18 protein-coding genes are annotated in these 24,912 nt (G+C 55.0%); 10 read left to right on the forward strand and 8 right to left on the reverse strand.

Translation table 11 applies throughout. The features are described 5' to 3' along the window. Positions 1–221 precede the first annotated feature (221 nt). The 5 genes from infA to trxB form a co-directional block, all read right to left on the reverse strand. The gene (infA, locus tag AC2FAK_RS12920) at positions 222–440 is read right to left on the reverse strand and encodes a translation initiation factor IF-1 (protein ID WP_002211347.1); all 219 of its coding nucleotides are present in this window, start codon (positions 438–440) and stop codon (positions 222–224) included. Positions 441–724: 284 nt separating this feature from the next. After that, positions 725–1,429, reverse strand: a complete 705-nt coding sequence (aat, locus tag AC2FAK_RS12925) for a leucyl/phenylalanyl-tRNA--protein transferase (RefSeq protein WP_013097324.1) — start codon at positions 1,427–1,429, stop codon at positions 725–727. A 45-nt stretch (positions 1,430–1,474) separates the two neighbouring features. Then, complete coding sequence (gene cydC, locus AC2FAK_RS12930; RefSeq protein WP_095455486.1) at positions 1,475–3,196, reverse strand: heme ABC transporter ATP-binding protein/permease CydC; 1,722 nt, start codon at positions 3,194–3,196, stop codon at positions 1,475–1,477. Continuing rightward, a complete protein-coding gene (gene cydD / locus AC2FAK_RS12935; RefSeq protein WP_013097322.1) occupies positions 3,196–4,962 on the reverse strand; it encodes a heme ABC transporter permease/ATP-binding protein CydD in 1,767 nt (588 codons plus the stop codon). The genes cydC and cydD overlap by 1 nt, the downstream gene beginning before the upstream one ends. A 114-nt stretch (positions 4,963–5,076) precedes the next feature. Then, positions 5,077–6,045: a thioredoxin-disulfide reductase gene (trxB, locus tag AC2FAK_RS12940; RefSeq protein ID WP_013097321.1), complete on the reverse strand. Its 969-nt coding sequence runs from the start codon at positions 6,043–6,045 to the stop codon at positions 5,077–5,079. 544 nt (positions 6,046–6,589) lie between these two features. Here trxB and lrp point away from each other — a divergent pair. The 10 genes from lrp (at position 6,590) to AC2FAK_RS12990 (ending at position 20,633) form a co-directional block, all read left to right on the forward strand. Continuing rightward, positions 6,590–7,084 carry a leucine-responsive transcriptional regulator Lrp gene (gene lrp / locus AC2FAK_RS12945; RefSeq protein ID WP_000228469.1) on the forward strand — a complete coding sequence of 165 codons (495 nt, stop codon included), beginning with the start codon at positions 6,590–6,592 and terminating at the stop codon, positions 7,082–7,084. Between the two features lie 135 nt (positions 7,085–7,219). After that, complete coding sequence (locus AC2FAK_RS12950; protein ID WP_095455487.1) at positions 7,220–10,933, forward strand: DNA translocase FtsK; 3,714 nt, start codon at positions 7,220–7,222, stop codon at positions 10,931–10,933. A 128-nt stretch (positions 10,934–11,061) separates the two neighbouring features. Then, a complete protein-coding gene (lolA, locus tag AC2FAK_RS12955) occupies positions 11,062–11,673 on the forward strand; it encodes an outer membrane lipoprotein periplasmic chaperone LolA (RefSeq protein ID WP_013097319.1) in 612 nt (203 codons plus the stop codon). Positions 11,674–11,682: 9 nt separating this feature from the next. Next, positions 11,683–13,026 (forward strand): replication-associated recombination protein RarA, encoded by a 1,344-nt coding sequence (gene rarA / locus AC2FAK_RS12960; protein ID WP_029882995.1) that lies wholly within the window; start codon positions 11,683–11,685, stop codon positions 13,024–13,026. Positions 13,027–13,118: 92 nt separating this feature from the next. Beyond that, positions 13,119–14,411, forward strand: coding sequence for a serine--tRNA ligase (gene serS / locus AC2FAK_RS12965; RefSeq protein WP_008499983.1), 1,293 nt, complete (start codon positions 13,119–13,121; stop codon positions 14,409–14,411). 210 nt (positions 14,412–14,621) lie between these two features. Then, positions 14,622–17,066 (forward strand): dimethylsulfoxide reductase subunit A, encoded by a 2,445-nt coding sequence (dmsA, locus tag AC2FAK_RS12970; RefSeq protein WP_095455488.1) that lies wholly within the window; start codon positions 14,622–14,624, stop codon positions 17,064–17,066. A gap of 10 nt (positions 17,067–17,076) precedes the next feature. After that, positions 17,077–17,694: a dimethylsulfoxide reductase iron-sulfur subunit DmsB gene (dmsB, locus tag AC2FAK_RS12975; protein ID WP_095455489.1), complete on the forward strand. Its 618-nt coding sequence runs from the start codon at positions 17,077–17,079 to the stop codon at positions 17,692–17,694. A gap of 1 nt (position 17,695) precedes the next feature. After that, positions 17,696–18,559: a dimethyl sulfoxide reductase anchor subunit family protein gene (locus AC2FAK_RS12980; RefSeq protein WP_058651188.1), complete on the forward strand. Its 864-nt coding sequence runs from the start codon at positions 17,696–17,698 to the stop codon at positions 18,557–18,559. A 274-nt stretch (positions 18,560–18,833) separates the two neighbouring features. Continuing rightward, positions 18,834–19,982: an MFS transporter gene (locus AC2FAK_RS12985; RefSeq protein ID WP_013097314.1), complete on the forward strand. Its 1,149-nt coding sequence runs from the start codon at positions 18,834–18,836 to the stop codon at positions 19,980–19,982. Between the two features lie 123 nt (positions 19,983–20,105). Beyond that, complete coding sequence (locus AC2FAK_RS12990; RefSeq protein ID WP_095455490.1) at positions 20,106–20,633, forward strand: anti-virulence regulator CigR family protein; 528 nt, start codon at positions 20,106–20,108, stop codon at positions 20,631–20,633. 36 nt (positions 20,634–20,669) lie between these two features. Here the strand turns inward: AC2FAK_RS12990 and pflA are convergent, their stop codons facing one another. The 3 genes from pflA to focA form a co-directional block, all read right to left on the reverse strand. Continuing rightward, entirely contained in the window at positions 20,670–21,410 is a 741-nt protein-coding gene (pflA, locus tag AC2FAK_RS12995; RefSeq protein WP_014831281.1) for a pyruvate formate lyase 1-activating protein, read from the reverse strand. 198 nt (positions 21,411–21,608) lie between these two features. Further along, the gene (pflB, locus tag AC2FAK_RS13000) at positions 21,609–23,891 is read right to left on the reverse strand and encodes a formate C-acetyltransferase (protein WP_013097311.1); all 2,283 of its coding nucleotides are present in this window, start codon (positions 23,889–23,891) and stop codon (positions 21,609–21,611) included. Positions 23,892–23,942: 51 nt separating this feature from the next. Further along, positions 23,943–24,800 carry a formate transporter FocA gene (gene focA, locus AC2FAK_RS13005; protein ID WP_013097310.1) on the reverse strand — a complete coding sequence of 286 codons (858 nt, stop codon included), beginning with the start codon at positions 24,798–24,800 and terminating at the stop codon, positions 23,943–23,945. Positions 24,801–24,912: the final 112 nt, after the last annotated feature.

The following is a 24,912-nucleotide window of genomic DNA, read 5'->3' on the forward strand; positions in this document are numbered from 1 at the left end:
TCGGGTCTCAGTCCAGGGCATAGCGAGTCTCCTCTTCTATGCCAGTTATAACTGTTACCCATGTATCCGGTCTAAAGTGTCACCCATGTTTCCGGTTCATACCGTAGCGCCACCCGGCAGGAAAGGCGGTTGTATAAAAGAGGGTAGGGTTTTTCATAAATTTAAGGCCGGGAATTTCCCGGCCTTATTAAATATTCATCTGCCATTACAGGCGAAAACAATTAGCGACTACGGAAGACAATGCGGCCTTTGCTCAGGTCGTACGGGGTCAGTTCAACAGTCACTTTGTCGCCCGTCAAAATGCGGATATAGTTTTTGCGCATTTTACCGGAGATGTGCGCAGTTACCACGTGACCGTTTTCCAGCTCTACGCGAAACATGGTGTTAGGCAACGTATCAAGTACGGTACCCTGCATTTCAATATTGTCTTCTTTGGCCATCTAATCCTCTGGGGTATCACTACCAAGTTTTGAACCGGCAAGATAATGCCGAAATTCATCAATTAAGTAAAGAATTGCGCGTTTAAAACGCAGCAAAACAGTTTCGGCGCATTGCCCAAGCGTCACGGTACAACCGAACGGAAAGCGCATTCGTAAAGGGGATACAACAGGATAAACGTCAGGACGTTATCTGAAGCGAAGGTCCCAAACGGCGGCGGGGCAACAGGCAGAAGCTACTCTGCGGCATAATTATAACACCCTCATAAAAAATATGCGGAAAACATTTAGACATTGGGCATAAAGAGTGTCCGCGGTACCCAAAAATCGCGCGGCAGCTTCTCCTGACGGCAGTTATCCAGGTGCTCAATGTAGTGGCGGCGGGAGATTTCAACCGCACCGAGGGAGGCGGTATGCTCGTTCAGAACCTGACAATCCAGCAACTGCCCGCCGCGCTGAGCAAACTCCTGGCAGAAAACTAGCAGGGCCGTTTTCGAGGCGTTTACCGCCCGGGAGAACATCGACTCACCGCAGAACAACGTCCCCTGCGCGACGCCGTACATACCGCCAACAAGTTCGCCACCTTCCCACACCTCAATGGAGTGGGCGTAGCCAAGCTCGTGCAGTTGATGATAGGCAGTGATGATATCGCGGGTGATCCATGTCCCCTCATGACGGTCTTCCGCACACCCTTCTATCACCTGACCGAAGGCGTGATTCAATGTGACCCGGTACGGTGATTTTGCGTGGAAACGCTTCATGCTGCGGCTCAGGTGAAACTGCGTGGGCCAGAGCACGGCGCGCGGATCGGGAGACCACCATAAAATAGGGTCGCCAGGTGAAAACCACGGGAATATGCCGCGCTGGTAGGCCATCAGGAGCCGGGCAGGGCTGAGATCGCCGCCAAGTGCCAGCAGCCCATTGGGTTCACGCAGCGCTCCCTCTGGCGACGGGAACGCAATGTTATGACGAGAAAGCTGGACCAGGCGCATGACAGCAAAACTCCAGTACGCGAGTGAGGACGCTACAAATATAGTCTACAGACGCTGTTTAAACTGGTAGTAGCGACCCTGTTTCGTCAACAGCTCTGCGTGACTACCTTGCTCAATAATGTGTCCGTTGTCCATCACAATTATCCGATCAAAACTTGCCAGTCCACGCAGGCGGTGTGTCACCATCAGGACGGTTTTACCGGCCATAACATTCGCAAGTAAATCAAGGATCTGGCTTTCAGTTGTCGCATCAAGCCCTTCTGTGGGCTCGTCGAGCAACATTAGCGGCGCATCATGCAGCAGCGCGCGCGCAATCGCCAGACGACGCAGCTCACCGCCAGAGAGTTGACGACCGCCTTCACCCAGCCAGCTGTTCAGGCCATCGTCTTCAAGCAGCTTATGCAGCCCGACCTGCTCCAGCATGGCGCGGAGTACGTCATCAGTGGCTTCCGGTGCAGCCAGCAGCAGGTTATCGCGCAGCGTGGCGCTGAAAAGATGAACGCGCTGCGGAACCACGCTGACGGTTTTGCGCAGCGCCTGTTCGCTGAAGTCTGTCAGCGGAGTTCCGTTAAACTGAATCTGACCTTGCTGTGGATCCCAGGCTCGCGTTAACAACTGCAAAAGCGTGGATTTGCCGCAGCCGGTACGGCCGAGGATCGCAATCCGCTGACCCGCATCCACAGCGAGGCTGATGCCTTCCAGCGCATTCTGTGCCTGCTTGTCATAGGCGAAGGTGACGTTACTGAGCGTCAGGGCAACCTGCTCAGGCGTGGCCGTTTGCTCTGCGGTGAACTTCACCTCCGGATCCTGCTCCGCAATCTCCGTGATGCGCAGGGCAGAGGCGATGACCTGGCCGAGATGCTGGAAGGCACCCGTCACCGGCGCCAGCGCTTCAAAGGCCGCCAGGGCACAGAATACGAACAAGGCAATCAGAGGGCCCGGCTGTGCGTTATTGCCAACGCCACCGGACGCCATCCAGAGCATGGCGATGACCGCGACACCCCCGATTAACATCATAAGCGCCTGAGAGAACGCGGTAAGCTCAGACTGACGGCGCTGGGCTTCATGCCAGTTCAGTTCTGTGTTCTCCATTCGCGCACGGTAGCGCTCGCTGGCGCCAAATATCGTCAGTTCGGCCTGCCCCTGTAACCAGGAGGTGAGCTGCTGGCGGTACTCCCCGCGCAGACGCGTCAGGTTCTCTCCGGTGGATTTACCCGCGCGGTAAAATAGCGGCGGCAGGATAATGAGCGTCAAAAGCATGATCCCGCCCAGCGTCAGCGCAACAGCGACATCCAGCACCGACAGACCCAGCGTGACCACCACAATCACCACAAACGCGCCGACTATCGGGGAAATCACGCGCAGGTAGAGGTGATCCAGGGTGTCGACATCCGCAACCACACGGTTGAGCAATTCCCCCTGACGAAAACGCGCCAGTCCGGCAGGGGAGAGGGGCAGCAGTTTACTGAAGGTGTAAATGCGCAGATGTTGCAGCACGCGGAATGTCGCGTCATGGCTGACCAGTCGCTCGAAGTACCGTCCTGCCGTACGGGTAATGGCAGTGCCGCGGACGCCCGCCGCCGGAAGCATGTAGTTGAAGCTGTAGAGCCCGGCGACCCCCGCCACGGCAGAGGCAGACAAGAACCAGCCGGAAAGCGTGAGCAGGCCGATGCTGGCAAGCAGGGTCACAATGGCCAGCACGATGCCCAGCGTCAGCATCCATTTATGGCGTTTATAGAGCGCGAGATAGGGAAGCAGGGCACGCATCAGATGTCCTCCTGACGATTCGCCAGCAGGGCAGCGAAAGGACCCTGCGCGGTAACGAGAGAGGCGTAATCGCCTTGCTCAACAATACGACCGTTTTCCATGACCCAGATCTGGTCCCAGTCGGCAATGCCTTCCAGCTGATGAGTGACCATCAGGGTGGTTTGCTGCCGCGAGGCGGCGTTCAGGGCCGCCATCACGCGCTGTTCACTGTGCGCATCCAGGCTGGCCGCTGGCTCGTCCAGCAGCATTAACTGGCATGGATTAAGCAACGCGCGGGCGACCGCCACGCGCTGCGCCTGGCCCACGGATAACCCGGCAGACTGATCGCCGACAACGGTATCGACGCCATGCGGAAGCAGCGGCAGAAACTCGCTGACCCAGGCGCGGTCGAGAACAGATTGCAACTCGTCTTCACGTGCATCCGGGCGAGCCAGCAGGACGTTTTCCCGCAGCGTCGGGGCTGGCAGCTGCGGGTTTTGCCCCACCCAACTGAGCTGTTTTCGCCAGGCGTTCGGATCGAGATCGCGCAGTTCGGTTTTGTTGATGCGCAGTGAGCCGGTATAAGCCATAAAACCGGATAACGCATTAATCAGCGAGCTTTTCCCTGAACCACTGGTCCCTACCAGCACCACCCGTTGCCCGGCGGGTAAGGTAAAGTTCAGTGGGCCAGCCAGCACTTTCCCTTCCGGTGACAGGATAGAGAAATCACGTGCTTCAATGGTAACGGGTTCATTGGCGTTCAGCGTTACCTCTCCCCGCTCCGGATGCGCCAACGGCGTCTCCAGGAACGTTTTCAGGCTGTCAGCCGCGCCAACGGCCTGCGCTTTGGCATGGTAGAAGGTGCCAAGATCGCGAAGCGGCTGGAAAAATTCCGGAGCCAGAATAAGCGCCAGGAAACCGGCCGACAGCGTTACCGCCGTACCGTAGTGACCAAAATCCAGCGCGCCGAGATACGAGAAACCAAAATAGACCGCCACGAGGGCGATAGAGAGCGAGGTAAAGAATTCCAGTACGCCAGACGACAGAAACGCCAGACGTAACACTTCCATCGTGCGCTGACGGAAATCCTGCGACGCCAGGCGAATGTTTTCCGTTTCGGCTTCACCCCGGCCAAAAATGCGTAACGTCTCCATCCCGCGCAGACGATCAAGGAAATGGCCACTCAGGCGACCCAACGCAAGGAAGTTACGGCGGTTCGCATCGGCCGCTCCCATCCCCACCATCGCCATAAACAGGGGGATCAGCGGGGCGGTGCCCAGCAGGATCAGCGCAGCTACCCAGTTGACAGGGAAAATGGTTATCACAATCAGCAGCGGGACGCAGACGGCAAGCGCCATCTGCGGAAGATAGCGGGCGTAGTAGTCGTGCATATCGTCAATCTGTTCAAGGATTAACGTTGCCCAGCTTCCGGCTGGTTTTCCCTGGATCCATGCGGGCCCGGCTTCCTGAAGACGATCAAGCACCTGTCGGCGAATTTCGTAGCGAATATGCTGCCCTGCGTGAAAACCAACGCGTTCGCGCAGCCAGACGACCCAGGCGCGCAGAATGAAAACCAGGATCAGGACGATGAAGGGCAGCAGAAGCGCTTCACGCGGAATGTTCTCCATGATCATATGATTGAGAATGCGGGCCAGCAGCCATGCCTGGGCAACAATCAACAGACCACTGATCAGTCCCAGAAGACGGGAAATCATGAGCCAGCGGCGGGAAAGAACGCTCTGCTGTTTTAGCCAGCGTGTTAACTCTTGTTGACGGGTTTTTTCCATTGCGTGCTTTGCAGGTGATGTTATTAGAAAGTGGGCAGCGCAATGTTACAACGAGGAGACAATAAAGGCGACTTATCGCCGCCTTTATTTACGTTTGTTACTGACTTGTAAAGATTATTTACCTTGTTCAGCCAGCCCATCAAGGTAGCGTTCAGCGTCCAGCGCGGCCATGCAACCGGTGCCTGCGGAGGTGATCGCCTGACGGTAAATGTGGTCCATGACGTCACCAGCAGCGAACACACCCGGGATACTGGTCTGGGTCGCGTTGCCGTGAATACCGGACTGCACTTTGATGTAGCCGTTTTCCAGCTCCAGTTGCCCCTCGAAGATCGCCGTGTTCGGGCTGTGGCCGATAGCCACAAACAGGCCCGCCACTTCCAGCGTTTCGACGTTATCGGTGTTCTGGGTATCACGAATACGCAGACCGGCAACGCCCATCTGATCGCCCGTCACTTCTTCCAGCGTACGGTTAGTGTGCAGCACAATGTTGCCGCTTGCCACTTTATCCATCAGACGTTTGATCAGGATCTTCTCGGCGCGGAAAGTGTCGCGACGGTGGATCAGGTGCACTTCTGAAGCGATGTTCGCCAGATAGAGCGCCTCTTCTACGGCGGTGTTACCGCCGCCGATGACCGCGACTTTCTGGTTGCGATAGAAGAAACCGTCGCAGGTTGCGCAGGCAGAAACGCCGCGACCTTTGAACGCCTCTTCTGACGGCAGGCCAAGGTAGCGGGCAGAAGCGCCCGTTGCGATAATCAGCGCATCGCAGGTGTACTCGCCGCTGTCGCCCGTCAGGCGGAACGGACGGTTCTGCAAATCGACCTTGTTAATATGGTCGAACAGAATTTCGGTTTCGAATTTAGCCGCATGCTCGTGCATACGCTCCATCAGCAGCGGCCCGGTCAGGTCGTTAGGGTCGCCTGGCCAGTTTTCCACTTCAGTGGTGGTGGTCAGCTGACCGCCTTTTTCCATACCGGTAATCAAAACCGGTTGCAGGTTAGCGCGTGCAGCATAGACCGCCGCGGTATATCCCGCAGGTCCAGAACCAAGAATTAGCAGCTTACTGTGTTTGGCCGTGCCCATGAGATCCCCATTGTTGTTGGCAGACAGTTGGCTGGATTGTAGGGAATTTGTTGCCGTAAAAAAAGAGCACAGCAATGTTGATCTCAATCTGTACGATAGGCAATGACGATAAATTGAGCGCTATAACATCAGGCTTACTTCTTAAATTCGCTTGTTTATAAGGCAATAAAATGAGGATTAATACCCCACCGAAATGAATATCCGGCATGTTGTACTAAAAATCGATGTTTTGCTTTGACAATCCCCTGCGCTTTTGCGAAAACATTCAAGGAAGAAAAAAAACCGCGTTAACCGTGTGCCGCATAGGCATGCATGTAAATGCCATTTTTACCGGGTCAGTGAAATCTACGCATGGCGTGGACAGACGCCATACGTGATGTCGGTGACTGCCTTCGGGCAACGGTCTTCTTACCAACAGAACCCGAATCCGCATCGCGTCTAATAGATAACCAGGCGATGTGATGACTAACGGGTACAGGCTCTGAACAGTGATGTGCACAGGGTCCAGGCAGGAGTAGGGAAGGAATACAGAGAGACAATAATAATGGTAGATAGCAAGAAGCGCCCTGGCAAAGATCTCGACCGTATCGATCGTAACATTCTTAATGAATTGCAAAAGGATGGGCGTATTTCCAACGTCGAGCTTTCAAAACGTGTGGGACTTTCCCCGACGCCGTGCCTTGAGCGTGTGCGCCGACTGGAAAGACAGGGTTTTATTCAGGGCTATACGGCTCTGCTGAACCCGCATTATCTGGATGCCTCACTTCTGGTATTTGTTGAGATTACTCTGAATCGTGGTGCACCGGATGTGTTTGAGCAATTTAACGCCGCTGTACAAAAACTTGAAGAAATTCAAGAGTGTCATCTGGTTTCTGGCGATTTCGACTACCTGTTGAAAACCCGCGTACCAGATATGTCCGCCTACCGTAAGCTGCTGGGTGAAACCCTGCTGCGTCTGCCAGGCGTGAACGACACCCGTACCTATGTGGTGATGGAAGAGGTCAAACAGAGCAATCGTCTGGTTATTAAGACGCGCTAACACGGAACAGGTGCAAAATCAGTGTAGTTTGATTACACTCCTGTTAATCCATACAGCAACAGTGCCGGGGTGTCCCGGCGCTGTTGTCCGTTTTAGCAAACAGGCAGGATATGCCTGATACCTGGAGAGCCTTTCTTGAGCCAGGAATACACTGAAGACAAAGAAGTCACATTATCGAAGCTAAGCAGCGGACGTCGGCTCCTTGAGGCGTTGCTGATTGTTATTGCCCTTTTTGCCGTCTGGCTGATGGCAGCCTTACTCAGTTTCAACCCCTCAGATCCCAGCTGGTCACAAACTGCATGGCATGAGCCTATCCATAATTTAGGCGGCGTTCCCGGTGCCTGGCTTGCGGACACCCTGTTTTTCATTTTCGGTGTGATGGCCTATACCATTCCCGTCATTATTATTGGCGGATGCTGGTTTGCCTGGCGCCATCGTCAGAATGACGACTACATCGATTATTTCGCGGTTTCGCTGCGCCTGATAGGCGCGCTGGCGTTGATCCTCACTTCCTGCGGGCTGGCAGCCATCAACGCCGATGACATCTGGTATTTCGCGTCTGGCGGGGTCATCGGTAGCCTGCTGAGCTCTGCACTGCAGCCTATGCTTCACAGCAGCGGCGGTACCCTGGCACTGCTGTGCATCTGGGCGGCAGGATTAACGCTGTTCACCGGCTGGTCGTGGGTGAGCATTGCCGAGAAGATCGGCAGTTTTGTCCTCACTATTCTGACCTTTGCCAGCAACCGTACCCGTCGTGACGACACATGGGTCGATGAAGACGAATATGAAGATGAGTACGAAGAGGAAGACGATGCGCCCGTACAGCGTCGTGAATCTCGTCGTGCACGTATTTTGCGTGGAGCACTGGCACGCCGTCAGCGCGTCGCCGAGAAATTTGCCAACCCACTGGGCCGTAAAACCGATGCGGCGCTCTTCTCCGGTAAACGCATGGACGAAGACGATCATGTTGAGTACCGTTCAGCCGGTGCCGCCGTCGATCCTGATGATGTGCTTTTCTCTGGCAGTCGCGCCACGCCGGGCGATTTTGATGAATACGATCCACTGCTAAACGGTCACTCTGTTACCGCACCGGTTGCCGCCGCGGCAGCCGCGACCACGGCGGCGCAGGCTTATGCTGCACCAGCGGAAGCCGTTATGCCGTCTGCGTCGGTTCCCGCTCCCGAGTCCGCTATTCAACAGCCTCAGGTAGAGTGGCAAACGGCGCCTGGCGTTCATACGCCAGAGCCGGTTATCGCACCAGAGCCAGAAAGCTATGCGCCGGTCCAGCAGGAGCCGTGGCAGCAACCTTATCAGCCTGAGCCCGTTCATGAGCCGCAGGGGTACCCGTACGACGAGCAGCCCGTCGCGCAACCGTATCAGGAGTATGTCCCTGAGCCTGTTCCGCCTGCTGAGCCTTACGTCGCGCCTCAACCAGAACCTGAGGTGGTGGAAGAGGTCAAACCCTCTCGTCCGCCAATGTACTATTTCGAAGAGGTTGAAGAGCGCCGTGCCCGTGAGCGCGAGCAACTGGCAGCATGGTATCAGCCTGTTCCCGAGCCGGTGCAGGAGCCTGTTGTGAATACACCTTCTTTCTCCGGACCGCCGGCTACTTCAACGCCTGCGGTTGCACCAGTGGCAGAGAGCGTGAAACAGGCTACAGCAGCCGCTTCGGCTGCGGCGCCGGTCTTTAGCCTGGCGACAGGTGGAACACCACGTCCTCAGGTAAAAGAGGGGATTGGCCCGCAGTTGCCGCGTCCTAACCGCGTGCGTGTGCCAACCCGCCGCGAGCTGGCATCCTATGGCATTAAACTGCCTTCTCAGCGTATGGCTGAGGAGAAAGCCCGTGAATCTGATTACGACGATGATGCAGATGAAATGCAGCAGGACGAACTGGCGCGTCAGTTCGCCGCACAGCAGCATCAGCGCTATGGCGAGGAGTATCAGCACGATCATCCTGCTCAGGCGGACGATGATGATGCCGCAGAGGCAGAATTAGCACGCCAGTTTGCGGCCACCCAGCAGCAACGCTATTCAGGCGAGCAGCCTACTGGTGCGAACCCGTTCTCGCTGTCGGATTTCGAATTCTCACCGATGAAAGATCTGGTGGATGATGGTCCGAGCGAACCGCTGTTCACGCCGAGCGTCATGCCGGAAGCCGAGCCGGTGCGTCAGCAGCCGGCCCCAGCGCCACAGGCTTACGCCCAGCCGCAGCAGCCTGCGCCACAATCTTATGCGCAGCCACAGCAGCCACAGCAGCCACAGCAGCCACAGCAGCCGCAATTCCAGCAGCCTCAGGCACAGCCGCAGGAAAGTCTCATTCATCCGCTGCTGATGCGTAACGGTGACAGTCGTCCGTTGCAACGTCCGAGCACGCCTCTGCCGTCGCTGGATCTGTTAACGCCGCCGCCAGCAGAAGTTGAGCCGGTCGATACCTTCGCGCTGGAGCAAATGGCCCGTCTGGTAGAAGCGCGTCTGGCTGACTTCCGTATTAAGGCGGACGTGGTCAACTACTCTCCAGGCCCTGTCATTACCCGTTTCGAACTCAACCTGGCGCCTGGCGTTAAAGCCGCGCGTATTTCAAACCTGTCCCGCGACCTGGCACGTTCTCTGTCGACCGTTGCGGTTCGTGTGGTTGAAGTCATTCCTGGTAAACCTTATGTCGGCCTTGAGTTGCCGAACAAAAAACGTCAGACCGTTTACCTGCGTGAAGTGCTGGACAACACCAAATTCCGCGACAACCCTTCACCACTGACCGTGGTGCTGGGTAAAGATATCGCGGGTGAGCCGGTGGTAGCCGATCTGGCGAAAATGCCTCACCTGCTGGTCGCGGGTACAACCGGTTCCGGTAAGTCGGTAGGTGTGAACGCCATGATCCTCAGCATGCTCTACAAAGCGCAGCCGGAAGATGTCCGTTTCATCATGATCGATCCGAAAATGCTGGAACTGTCGGTCTATGAGGGGATCCCGCATCTGCTGACGGAAGTTGTGACCGACATGAAAGACGCGGCCAACGCTCTGCGCTGGAGCGTCAACGAGATGGAGCGCCGCTATAAGCTGATGTCGGCTCTGGGCGTGCGTAACCTTGCCGGTTATAACGAGAAAATCGCCGAGGCGGCGCGGATGGGGCGTCCAATTCCCGATCCATACTGGAAACCGGGCGATAGCATGGATGCCCAGCATCCGGTGCTGGAAAAACTGCCTTACATCGTCGTGCTGGTGGATGAGTTCGCCGACCTGATGATGACCGTCGGTAAGAAAGTGGAAGAGCTGATTGCCCGTCTGGCACAGAAAGCGCGTGCGGCCGGTATTCACCTCGTCCTGGCGACGCAGCGTCCTTCTGTGGACGTCATTACGGGTCTGATTAAAGCCAACATTCCGACCCGTATCGCCTTTACCGTATCAAGCAAAATTGACTCGCGTACCATCCTTGATCAGGGCGGTGCTGAATCGCTGCTGGGGATGGGGGATATGCTCTACTCCGGCCCGAACTCCACCTCTCCGGTGCGCGTTCACGGCGCATTCGTTCGCGACCAGGAAGTGCATGCCGTGGTGCAGGACTGGAAAGCGCGCGGTCGTCCACAATACGTTGACGGCATTACCTCCGACAGCGAAAGCGAAGGCGGCGGCGGTGGCTTTGACGGCGGCGAAGAGCTGGATCCGTTATTCGACCAGGCGGTTAATTTTGTTACCGAAAAACGCAAAGCGTCGATCTCCGGCGTTCAGCGTCAGTTCCGTATTGGCTACAACCGCGCGGCGCGCATCATTGAGCAGATGGAAGCTCAGGGCATTGTCAGTGAGCAGGGGCATAACGGTAACCGTGAGGTGCTGGCTCCGCCGCCGTTTGATTGATCTTCAGCGTGTGCAAAGAAGGGTAAATCAGCCAAATTTAAGCATTTTCTTCTGTCACCTGCCTGCGGGCAGGTCCAGAATAGAAAACGGAAACCCCATTTCGGGATGACGTATTTTAAGGAACAACAATGAAAAAAATCGCAATCGCCTGTGCATTACTCACCAGTTTTGTCGCCAGCAGCGTCTGGGCTGATGCGGCCAGCGACCTTAAAAGCCGCCTGGATAAAGTGAGCAGCTTCCACGCCAGCTTCACGCAAAAAGTGACTGACGGCAGCGGTAATGCGGTGCAGGAAGGCCAGGGCGATCTGTGGGTAAAACGCCCAAATCTTTTCAACTGGCACATGACTCAGCCTGATGAGAGCATCCTGGTCTCTGACGGCAAAACCCTGTGGTTCTTCAACCCGTTTGTTGAGCAGGCAACCGCCACCTGGCTGAAAGATGCGACCAGCAACACGCCCTTTATGCTGATTGCCCGTAACCAGGCCAGCGACTGGCAGCAGTATAATATTAAGCAGAACGGTGATGAGTTTGTCCTGACGCCAAAAGGCAGCAACGGCAACCTGAAGCAGTTCACCATCAATGTAAGCACCAACGGTACCATCAATCAGTTCGGCGCCGTTGAGCAGGACGATCAGCGCAGCAGCTATCAGCTCAAATCACAGCAAAATGGCGCTGTCGATGCATCTAAATTTACCTTTACCCCGCCGCAGGGCGTAACGGTGGACGACCAACGTAAGTAAGAGGCATGAGTGGGCAACCTGTCGCTCGATTTTTCAGATAATGCGTTTCAACCTCTGGCCGCGCGTATGCGGCCAGAAAATTTAGCTCAGTATATTGGCCAGCAGCACCTGCTGGCTGCGGGTAAGCCGTTGCCGCGGGCCATTGAGGCCGGGCATCTGCACTCGATGATCCTCTGGGGACCACCCGGTACCGGTAAAACCACGCTTGCTGAAGTGATCGCCCGCTACGCTAACGCGGACGTCGAGCGCATCTCGGCCGTCACATCCGGTGTGAAGGAGATCCGCGAGGCAATTGAGCGCGCGCGGCAGAACCGTAACGCCGGGCGACGAACCATCCTCTTTGTGGACGAAGTCCATCGCTTTAATAAAAGTCAGCAGGATGCATTCCTGCCACACATCGAAGATGGCACCATCTTCTTCATCGGTGCCACCACCGAAAACCCGTCGTTTGAACTCAACTCAGCACTGCTTTCCCGGGCGCGCGTCTACCTGCTTAAATCGCTTACCACCGAGGATATTGAAAAAGTCCTCACCCAGGCGATGGACGACAAAGCCCGCGGCTATGGCGGACAGGACATTGTCCTGCCTGACGACACGCGTCGGGCAATTGCGGAACTGGTTAACGGCGATGCGCGGCGGGCGCTGAATACCCTGGAAATGATGGCCGATATGGCCGAAGTCGACGACGCCGGCAAACGGGTATTAAAACCGGAACTGTTGACCGAAATTGCCGGTGAGCGTAGCGCCCGTTTTGATAACAAAGGCGATCGCTTTTACGATCTGATCTCGGCGCTGCATAAGTCGGTACGCGGCAGCGCGCCGGATGCCGCGCTTTACTGGTACGCTCGCATTATCACTGCCGGTGGCGATCCGCTGTACGTCGCGCGTCGCTGTCTGGCGATTGCCTCAGAAGATGTTGGCAATGCCGATCCGCGCGCCATGCAGGTGGCGCTTTCGGCCTGGGATTGTTTTACTCGCGTCGGGCCGGCAGAAGGTGAGCGCGCTATTGCTCAGGCGATTGTCTATCTGGCCTGCGCGCCGAAAAGTAATGCCGTCTATACCGCATTCAAAGCGGCCATGTCAGATGCGCGTGAGCGCCCGGACTACGATGTGCCGGTGCATCTGCGTAATGCGCCAACGAAGCTGATGAAAGAGATGGGGTACGGGCAGGAGTATCGTTACGCTCACGATGAACCCAACGCTTACGCGGCCGGGGAGGAGTATTTCCCGCAGGAAATGGCACAAACCCGCTATTATCACCCCACAAACAGAGGTCTTGAAGGCAAGATTGGCGAAAAGCTCGCCTGGCTCGCCGGACAGGATCAAAATAGCCCTATAAAACGCTACCGTTAGTTCAGTCGTTGCGGTAATGTTGGCATTGTATCCCTGTGGCTGCAGGCTGTGGCCACATTTTCCTATTTTAATTCGATAAGCACAGGATAAGCATGCTCGATCCCAATCTGCTGCGTAATGAGCCAGACGCAGTCGCTGAAAAACTGGCACGCCGGGGCTTTAAGCTGGATGTAGATAAGCTGCGCGCTCTTGAAGAGCGTCGTAAAGTTCTGCAGGTACAAACTGAAAATCTGCAGGCAGAGCGTAACTCTCGATCGAAGTCCATCGGCCAGGCGAAAGCGCGCGGGGAAGACATTGAGCCATTACGCCTGGAAGTGAACAAACTGGGTGAAGAGCTGGACCAGGCGAAAGCTGAGCTGGACGTTCTTCAGGCCGAAATCCGTGATATCGCCCTGGCTATCCCGAACATTCCTGACGACAGCGTTCCTGTCGGTAAAGACGAAAACGACAACGTTGAAGTGAAACGCTGGGGTACGCCTCGTGAGTTCGACTTCGAGGTTCGCGATCACGTTACTCTGGGCGAAATGCACGCGGGCCTGGACTTTGCGGCAGCCGTGAAGCTGACCGGTTCTCGCTTCGTGGTGATGAAAGGTCAGATTGCTCATCTGCACCGTGCGCTGGCACAGTTCATGCTGGATCTGCACACTGAGCAGCACGGTTACAGCGAAACCTACGTTCCGTATCTGGTTAACCACGATACTCTGTACGGTACCGGACAACTGCCGAAATTTGCCGGCGATCTGTTCCATACCCGTCCGCTGGACGAGGAAGCCGACAGCAGCAACTACGCGCTGATCCCAACTGCGGAAGTGCCGCTGACCAACCTCGTGCGTGATGAGATCATCGACGAAGACGACCTGCCAATCAAATTGACGGCGCACTCTCCGTGCTTCCGCTCTGAAGCGGGTTCTTACGGCCGTGACACGCGTGGTCTGATCCGTATGCACCAGTTCGATAAAGTTGAGATGGTACAGATCGTTCGTCCGGAAGAGTCCATGGACGCGCTGGAAGAGATGACCGGCCACGCGGAGAAAGTGCTGGAGCTGCTCGGCCTGCCGTACCGTCGTATGGCGCTGTGCACCGGTGATATGGGCTTTGGCGCCTGCAAAACCTTCGATCTGGAAGTGTGGGTACCTGCGCAGAACACCTACCGTGAAATCTCCTCCTGCTCTAACGTCTGGGATTTCCAGGCGCGTCGTATGCAGGCACGCTGCCGCAGCAAGTCCGACAAGAAAACCCGTCTGGTGCATACCCTGAACGGCTCAGGTCTGGCTGTTGGCCGTACGCTGGTTGCCGTGCTGGAAAACTATCAGCAGGCAGACGGACGTATTGAGATCCCTGAAGTGCTGCGCCCATACATGAAAGGCCAGCAGTACATCGGCTAATTCTTTGCCTTACAACAAAAAAGCGCCTTTTGGCGCTTTTTTTATACCCTCGGTTTGATACGACGCAATACCCCCTCCCTCTAAAGTAGTAATACTCCTGCGAATGAAAGCCAGCATAAAACACGCATAACGCATTAGCTCGTTATATATAAAACTATATCGCGGTTAATTCCGCCCCTTATTCTTTGTGAGCAACCAAAGTGAGTCTTTATGAAAATCAAAGCGCCTGAAGCGTTAATGGCTGCCGAGGTCACTCGCCGTGGGTTGATGAAAACCACGGCTATTGGCGGTCTCGCCGTTGCCAGCAGTGCCTTCACTCTCCCTTTTACCCGACTGGCGTCGGCGGCGGATGCGTTTTCCCCGGCTACGGCCCCGGAAAACGTGGTGTGGAGCGCCTGTACCGTAAACTGTGGTAGCCGTTGTCCATTACGTATGCATGTGGTGGATGGCGAGATCAAATACGTCGAAACCGACAATACCGGTGACGATAACTACGACGGCTTGCATCAGGTTCGCGCCTGTCTGCGTGGCCGCTCAATGCGCCGCCGGGTTTATAACCCGGACCGTCTGAAGTACCCGATGAAACGCGTCGGTAAGCGCGGGGAAGGGAAGTTCGAGCGCATCAGCTGGGATGAAGCTTACGATATCATCGCCAGCAATATGCAGCGTCTGATAAAAGAGTACGGTAACGAATCCATCTACCTGAACTATGGCACCGGAACGCTCGGGGGAACGCTGACCCGCTCCTGGCCACCGGGCAAAACGCTGGTGGCGCGCTTGATGAACTGCTGCGGCGGTTATCTCAATCACTACGGTGACTACTCTTCTGCACAGATTGCTGCCGGTCTGAACTACACCTACGGTGGCTGGGCAGATGGTAACAGCCCGTCCGATATCGAAAACAGTAAGCTGGTGGTGCTTTTCGGTAACAATCCTGGTGAAACGCGCATGAGCGGCGGTGGGGTAACCTATTACCTTGAGCAGGCTCGCGCCAAATCTAACGCCCGGATGATCATCATCGATCCGCGTTATACCGATACGGGTGCAGGCCGGGAAGATGAGTGGATCCCTATTCGCCCGGGCACCGATGCGGCGCTGGTCAGTGCGCTGGCGTGGGTCATGATCACCGAGGACCTTGTCGATCAGCCATTCCTCGATAAATACTGCGTCGGATATGACGAGAAAACCCTGCCCGCCAGTGCCCCTGCCAACGGGCATTACAAGGCGTATATTCTGGGTCAGGGCAGTGACGGCGTGGCGAAGACCCCGGAGTGGGCATCAAAAATCACCGGGATACCGGCGGAACGTATTGTCCAGCTGGCGCGTGAAATCGGTTCAGCGAAACCGGCCTATATCAGCCAGGGCTGGGGGCCACAGCGTCATGCGAATGGCGAAATCGCCACTCGTGCTATTTCGATGCTCTCCATTCTGACCGGTAACGTGGGTATTAATGGTGGGAATAGTGGCGCGCGCGAAGGTTCCTATTCGCTGCCGTTTGAACGGATGCCAACCCTGGAAAACCCGGTTCAGACAAGTATCTCCATGTTTATGTGGACCGACGCCATTGAGCGCGGGCCGGAGATGACCGCCCTGCGCGATGGCGTACGGGGCAAAGACAAGCTGGATGTGCCGATCAAGATGATCTGGAACTACGCGGGTAACTGCCTTATTAACCAGCACTCGGAGATCAACCGCACCCACGAAATCCTGCAGGATGACAAGAAGTGCGAGATGATTGTGGTGATCGACTGCCATATGACCTCATCGGCGAAATATGCGGATATTCTGCTGCCGGATTGCACCGCCTCGGAGCAGATGGATTTCGCGCTGGATGCCTCCTGCGGCAACATGTCCTACGTGATCTTCACCGACCGGGCCATCAAACCGCGTTTCGAGTGCAAAACCATCTATGAGATGACCTCTGAGCTGGCGAAACGTCTTGGCGTCGAACAACAATTCACAGAAGGCCGCACTCAGGAAGAGTGGATGCGTCATCTGCATGAACTTTCCCGTAAAGCGATCCCTGACCTGCCGGATTTCGATACCTTCCGCAAGCAGGGCATCTATAAACAGCGCGATCCGCAAGGGCACCACGTGGCGTACAAAGCCTTCCGCGACGATCCGCAGGCGAATCCGCTGACCACGCCATCGGGCAAAATCGAGATTTACTCCGAAGAGCTGGCAAACATTGCCGCAACCTGGGAATTGCCGGAAGGGGATGTTATCGATCCCCTGCCGATCTACACGCCCGGGTTTGAAAACTATAACGATCCGCTGACCGCAAAATTCCCGCTGCAACTGACCGGATTCCACTACAAAGCGCGCGTTCACTCCACCTACGGCAACGTTGATGTGCTGAAAGCCGCCTGCCGCCAGGAGATGTGGATTAACCCGATGGATGCGAAAGCGCGAGGCATCAGTAATGGCGATCGCGTGCGTATCTTTAACGGTCGCGGCGAGGTGCATATTGAAGCCAAAGTGACGCCCCGCATGATGCCTGGCGTTGTCGCACTGGGGGAAGGCGCGTGGTACAGCCCGGATGCAAACCGCATCGACCAGGCTGGCAGTATTAACGTACTGACCACGCAACGCCCGTCGCCGCTGGCGAAAGGTAACCCGTCCCACACAAACCTTGTTCAGGTTGAGAAGGTGTAAGGAGTAACCGATGACAACCCAGTATGGATTTTTTATTGATTCCAGCCGTTGCACCGGGTGCAAAACCTGCGAGCTGGCCTGCAAGGATTACAAAGACCTGACCCCGGACGTCAGCTTCCGCCGGATCTACGAATACGCGGGCGGCGACTGGCAGGAGGATAACGGCGTCTGGCATCAGAACGTCTTTGCCTATTACCTGTCGATTGCCTGTAACCACTGTCAAGATCCGGCCTGCACCAAAGTGTGCCCGAGCGGGGCGATGCACAAGCGTGACGACGGGTTTGTGGTGGTGGATGAGGATGTCTGCATTGGCTGCCGCTACTGCCATATGGCCTGTCCGTACGGTGCGCCGCAGTACAACGCCGCCAAAGGCCACATGACCAAGTGCGACGGCTGCCACGACCGCGTCGCAGAGGGCAAAAAGCCGATTTGCGTGGAGTCCTGTCCGCTGCGGGCGCTGGACTTCGGCCCGATTGACGAGCTGCGTAAAAAACACGGCCAGCTTGCGGCCGTCGCGCCACTGCCGTCCGCGCACTTCACCAAGCCGAGCATTGTGATTAAACCTAACGCCAACAGCCGCCCGACGGGAGATACCACCGGCTATCTGGCAAACCCGAAGGAGGTGTGAGATGGGAAGTGGATGGCATGAATGGCCGCTGATGATCTTCACGGTCTTTGGGCAGTGCGTGGCGGGTGGCTTTATTGTGCTCGCGCTGGCGTTACTGAAAGGCGATTTGAAAGCTGAACAGCAGCAGCGCGTGGTGCTGAGTATGTTTGGTCTGTGGGTGTTGATGGGGATCGGTTTTATTGCCTCTACGCTGCACCTCGGCTCGCCAATGCGCGCGTTCAACTCTCTCAATCGCGTGGGGGCATCCTCACTGAGTAACGAAATTGCCAGCGGGGCGATCTTCTTTGCCGTCGGTGGGCTGGGTTGGCTGCTGGCAGCCCTGAAAAAGCTTCCTGCGGGGCTGCGCAACGTGTGGCTGATCGTGACAATGGTGCTGGGCGTGGTCTTCGTGTGGATGATGGTGCGGGTTTATAACACCATCGATACCGTTCCCACCTGGTATAGCGTCTGGACGCCAATGAGTTTCTTCCTGACGATGTTTATCGGCGGGCCGCTGCTGGGCTACCTGCTGCTGCGCGTGGCGGGTGTGGACGGCTGGGCGATGCGTCTGCTCCCTGCCGTTTCGCTGTTGGCGCTGGTGGTGAGCACGATGGTTGCGCTGATGCAGGGCGCTGAGCTGGCAACCATTCACAGCTCCATTCAGCAGGCCTCAGCCCTGGTGCCAGAGTACGGTTCTCTGATGGCCTGGCGTGTGGTGTTGCTGGCTGTTGCGCTGGTGTGCTGGATCGCCCCTCAGCTTAAAGGTTATCAGCCTGCACTGCCGTTACTGTCAGTGGCCTTTGTGCTGGTGCTGGCAGGAGAGTTGATCGGTCGCGGTGTGTTTTACGGCCTGCATATGACGGTAGGCATGGCTATCGCCAGCTGATTTGATTTTTCGTTATAAAAAGCCGGGACATAGCGCCCGGCTTTTCTTTTTTCCATCATGAAATTTTTCGACTGATGTTTGGTATTAAAAATCCCCTGAAATAAATAAAAACAACCAGATAATTAATATCAGTAGCAGACTTTGCATTAGCAGGATGAGTTTTTTAAATCGACATGGCACATATCGTGCGTGACGCCTGAATCGGTGGATTGACTTTGTTTTTGCCAGTGGCATGATGCGCACGAAATCTGAACTTCCTCACGGTTTTTAATCCATGACCATCTATACCCGGCCAGTGCTCCTGTTGCTCTGTGGCCTGCTTTTGTTGACCCTGGCGATCGCAGTGTTGAATACGCTCGTCCCGCTATGGCTTGCCCATGAAAACTTACCAACCTGGCAGGTGGGTATGGTCAGCTCGTCCTTTTTCACGGGGAACCTGCTGGGCACCCTGATGACGGGGAGCCTGATTAAACGCGTTGGCTTTAACCGTAGCTATTATCTGGCCTCGCTGATTTTCGCTGCCGGATGTGCCGGGCTGGGCCTGATGGTCGGCTTCTGGAGCTGGATGATCTGGCGCTTTATCGCTGGCGTAGGCTGCGCGATGATTTGGGTTGTGGTGGAAAGTGCGCTGATGTGCAGCGGTACCTCGCGCAACCGGGGACGTCTGCTGGCAGCGTATATGATGGTCTATTACGTCGGAACCGTGCTTGGGCAATTAATGGTCAGCAAACTGCCGACCGACCTGATGAGCGTTCTGCCGTGGGTAACGGGTATGGTCCTGGCGGCGATCCTGCCGCTGCTCTTTACACGCATTGTGAATCAGAACAGTGAGCATCAGGAAGCGACCCACGTCTGGCCGATGCTGAGACTGCGACAGGCGCGTCTGGGCGTGAACGGCTGCATCATCTCCGGGATTGTTCTGGGGTCGCTTTATGGTCTGATGCCGCTCTACCTGAACCATCAGGGCGTCAGTGATTCCGGGATCGGCTTCTGGATGGCGGTAATGGTCAGCGCGGGCATCGTCGGACAGTGGCCGATTGGCCGTCTGGCAGACCGTTTTGGGCGTCTGCTGGTGTTGCGCGTTCAGGTCTTCGTGGTGATCATGGGTTGCCTTGCCATGCTCAGCAATGCCGCGATGGCGCCAGCGCTGTTTATTCTGGGGGCGGCAGGTTTCACACTTTATCCGGTCGCGATGGCCTGGGCCTGTGAAAAAGTTGAACATCACCAGCTGGTGGCGATGAACCAGGCGCTGTTATTAAGCTATACCATTGGCAGTTTGCTGGGGCCGACATTCACCGCGATGCTGATGCAGAATTATTCCGACAATTTGCTGTTTATCATGATTGCCAGCGTGTCGTTTATTTATCTCTTAATGCTGCTGCGCAAAGCGGGCGAACATCCCACGCCAGTGGCGCATGCCTGATGAATTAAAAGCCAGTCGTTGACTGGCTTTTTTGTCCCCATCACATATAAGAATTTTACGCATTGTTTGTTTATCACGCCAGGCGATAATTCAGGTGAGTTCTAACACTAAAAGGCAGCAATCATGGCTACACGTCGTTTAACCACTACCGCACTGGCAGTAGTGTTGTCTTTAACGTTTGCTACAGCACCGGTCATGGCTAACCCTGGAAACGGGAATGGCGGTGGTGGTCACGGTAACAGTGGCGGACAAGGTAATGGCGGTAATCACGGCAACGGGAATTCCGGCAATCATGGCAACGGTAAGTCCGATACCCATGGCAATAAAAAAAGTGGTCTGGACAACCCGGGTAAATCGAATAAAAGCGTCAGCGATGATGTCGATGCTCGCGTGAGCTTCGATCATGCTCGCCATCTGGCAGTGAACTATGGATTAACGGGGTATGAATCGCTGCCTCCGGGCATCGCTAAAAACCTCGCACGCGGCAAACCACTGCCTCCAGGTATTGCGAAGAAAACCGTGCCAGCCTCCATGCTGGGCCAGCTCCCTAACTATCCTGGCTATGAATGGCGCGTGGTCGGTGACGATCTGGTCCTGGTTGCGCTGAGTACTGCGATTGTGACTTCCATTATTAATGGTGTCTTTAAATAAAATACAAAAAGGCCCGGTTCTCACCGGGCCTCTTCTTTAATACATGACCTTGTGTCCGTATTGTTCCAGAATACCTTTCACGCGCTCCATCGTCTCTTTCTTCGGCGGTTTAACGCCATCAAGCTTATATTCTTCACCCATCGCCACCCATTTATGTTTACCCAGCTCATGGTAGGGCAGAAGCTCAATTTTCTCGACGTTGCCCATATCGCGGGTAAATTCGCCCAGGCGATGTGCGGAATCATCATCATCAGACCAGCCTGGAACCACGACATAGCGGATCCAGGTTTTGATGCCCTTGGCTGAAATATATTTGGCGAACTCCAGCGTACGGTGGTTGGATACGCCAACCAGGTTCTGGTGGATCTCATCATTCATCTGTTTGAGATCGAGCATGACCAGGTCGGTGACTTCAAGCAATTCATCGATGACCGGATCGTAGCGTCGCACAAACCCGTTCGTGTCGAGGCAGGTGTGTATGCCTTCTTTGTGGCAGGCGCGGAACCAGTCGCGCACAAATTCCGCCTGAAGAATGGCTTCACCACCGGATGCGGTGACGCCCCCGCCGGACGCGTTCATAAAGTGGCGGTAAGTCACCACCTCTTTCATCAGATCTTCAACGGTCACTTCTTTGCCGCCGTGCGTATCCCATGTGTCACGGTTGTGGCAGTACAGGCAGCGCATCAGGCAGCCCTGGAAAAAGGTGATAAAACGGATGCCCGGGCCATCAACAGTGCCACAGGATTCAAAGGAGTGAATGCGACCAATAATTGACATTGCGGTGATATCTCCGAATTTGGCCCATCCCGGGGCCTGTGTTGATGCACAGCTCAAAGGCTATGTCGAGTCTGTTTTGGCTGTTATCCATTCAGTATAGATAGCGGCCAAAAGAGACTGGGGTGGGGAAGAAAAAGGCCCCACTGACGTGGAGCCTTTATTGTACGCTTTTTAACGCGTGATTTCAGTCAATTCCAGTTACATGGACTGAGTGAAAGTACGGGTGATAACGTCCTGCTGCTGTTCTTTAGTCAGGGAGTTAAAGCGTACTGCGTAGCCAGATACACGGATGGTCAGCTGAGGATATTTCTCAGGGTGTTCCATCGCGTCGAGCAGCATTTCACGGTTCATGACGTTCACGTTCAGGTGCTGACCACCTTCGATGGACGCTTCGTGGTGGAAGTAACCATCCATCAGACCCGCGAGGTTGGTTTTACGCACTTCGTCGTCTTTACCCAGCGCGTTTGGCACGATAGAGAAGGTGTAAGAGATACCATCTTTCGCGTAAGCAAACGGCAGTTTTGCAACGGAAGTCAGAGAGGCAACCGCACCTTTCTGGTCACGACCATGCATTGGGTTAGCACCTGGGCCAAATGGCGCGCCAGCACGACGACCGTCTGGGGTGTTACCGGTTTTCTTACCATACACAACGTTAGAGGTGATGGTCAGAACAGACTGAGTCGGGATAGCGTTACGGTAAGTAGTCAGTTTCTGAATTTTCTTCATGAAACGTTCAACCAGGTCAACCGCCATGTCATCAACGCGAGCGTCGTTGTTACCAAACTGCGGATATTCGCCTTCGATTTCGAAGTCGATAGCCAGACCGTCTTCGTCACGAATTGGTTTAACTTTCGCATATTTGATAGCAGACAGGGAGTCAGCAGCAACGGACAGACCTGCGATACCACACGCCATGGTACGGATAACGTCACGGTCATGCAGCGCCATCAGAGAGGCTTCGTAGCTGTACTTGTCGTGCATGTAGTGGATAACGTTCAGTGCAGTAACGTACTGTTTCGCCAGCCAGTCCATGAAGTGATCCATGCGATCCATGACTTCGTCATAGTTCAGCACATCGCCTTTGATTGGTTCAGACTTAGGACCAACCTGCATTTTCAGTTTTTCATCAACGCCGCCGTTGATAGCGTACAGCATGGTTTTCGCCAGGTTTGCACGCGCACCGAAGAACTGCATTTGTTTACCAACAACCATTGGGCTTACGCAGCATGCGATAGCGTAGTCGTCGTTGTTGAAGTCCGGACGCATCAGGTCATCGTTCTCATACTGCAGAGAAGAGGTGTCGATGGACACTTTAGCGGCGAATTTCTTGAAGTTCAGAGGCAGTTTTTCAGACCACAGAACGGTGATGTTTGGCTCCGGAGAAGGACCCATGGTGTACAGGGTGTTCAGGAAGCGGAAGCTGTTTTTGGTGACCAGAGTACGGCCATCTACGCCCATACCACCGATAGATTCGGTTGCCCAGATTGGGTCACCAGAGAACAGTTCATCATACTCTGGGGTACGCAGGAAGCGAACCATACGCAGTTTCATGACCAGGTGGTCAATCATTTCCTGAGCGTCTTGCTCGGTGATTTTACCTGCTTTCAGGTCACGTTCGATGTACGCATCCAGGAAGGTGGATACACGACCGAAGGACATTGCTGCACCGTTCTGAGACTTAACTGCGGCCAGGTAGCCGAAGTAGGTCCACTGGATAGCTTCCTGAGCGTTAGTTGCAGGACCAGAGATATCGCAGCCATATTTAGCAGCCATCTCTTTGATCTGACCCAGCGCACGGTGCTGTTCAGCGATCTCTTCACGCAGACGGATAGTCGCTTCCAGGTTTACGCCGTTTTCCAGATCGGACTGCAGGGAAACGAACTGCGCGTATTTGTCTTTCATCAGGAAGTCGATACCGTACAGCGCAACGCGACGGTAGTCACCGATGATACGGCCACGGCCATAGGCATCTGGCAGACCAGTCAGAACACCGGATTTACGGCAGTTCAGAATGTCTTTGGTGTAAACATCGAATACACCCTGGTTGTGGGTTTTACGGTATTCGGTGAAGATTTTTTTCAGCATTGGGTCCAGCTCGCGGTTGTACGCTTTGCAGGAACCTTCAACCATTTTGATACCACCGAACGGGATGATCGCACGTTTCAGTGGTGCTTCAGTCTGCAGACCAACGATTTTCTCAAGGGCTTTGTTGATGTAACCAGCATCGTGAGAAGTGATGGTGGAAGCAACGGAGGTGTCAAAATCAACTGGCGCGTGAGTGCGGTTTTCCAGTTTTACGCCTTCCATTACGCTGTCCCACAGCTTGGTGGTCGCTTCAGTTGCGCCAGCCAGGAAGGATTCGTCACCTTCATACGGGGTATAGTTTTTCTGAATGAAGTCACGTACGTTTACTTCATTCTGCCAGTCACCTTTTGCAAAACCTTCCCAGGCTGTGGCTAACTTTTCATTAAGCTCGGACATGTAACACCTACCTTCTTAAGTGGATTTTTTATTTACTGCCTGAGATAACCATCAATGATGATCGTCGCCACGCAGGTAAATGACCCAGTATGTCAACCCAACTAACAGACCCCCACCGATAATGTTCCCGATAGTGACAGGGATCAGGTTATCAGTAATGAAATTCATAATAGTCAGGTGAGAGAAACTTTCCGGGGTTGAACCAACTGCAGTCCAGAACTCCGGGCTCGCAAAGTTGCGGATTACAATACCCATTGGGATCATAAACATGTTCGCGATACTGTGCTCGAAGCCGCTGGCAACAAACATCGCAACCGGCAGAACCATAATCATGGCTTTGTCCATCAGGCTACGGCCGGAGTAACTCATCCATACCGCCAGACAGACCATCAGGTTCGCGAGGATGCCAAGTGCAACCGCTTCGATAAATGTGTGGTGCATTTTGTGGTCCGCGGTCTGCAGGACGTTCAGTCCCCAGCCACCGTTGGCGGTCATATACTCGCCAGAGAGCCACATCAACAAAACAAAGAGCAGACAGCCAATCAGGTTACCAACATAGACGTTAAGCCAGTTGCGCGCCAGTTGACCCCAGGTAATTCTTCCGCTGGCTTTTGCTACGACAATCAGCACCGTTGAGGTGAAGAGGTCGGCGCCGCAGATAACGCACAGAATCAGACCCAGTGAGAAGCAAATGCCGCCAATCAGTTTGGCCATGCCGTAAGGCATCGCGGCAGTACCGGTGGTGGCAGTGATGTAGAAGACGAACGCGATAGAGATGAACACACCGGCCGTGATCGCCAGATAGAACGTCTTCATCGGGTGTTTCGTTGCTTTATAGACACCTGCTTCTTCGGCCACTTTGGCCATCGCAGCAGGGAGTAAAAGATCAAAAGGGTTGTCAGCTTTCACACTAACTCTCTCTTTATTAAGTCGGCGACGAGATACTAACAAAGCATTATAGAAGAGAAATTGATATAGATCATATCTCGCCTGGCTTATAGGTCCGCAGTGTGTATGGTTT

The organism is Enterobacter cloacae complex sp. 394F7 (genome assembly GCF_057320385.1).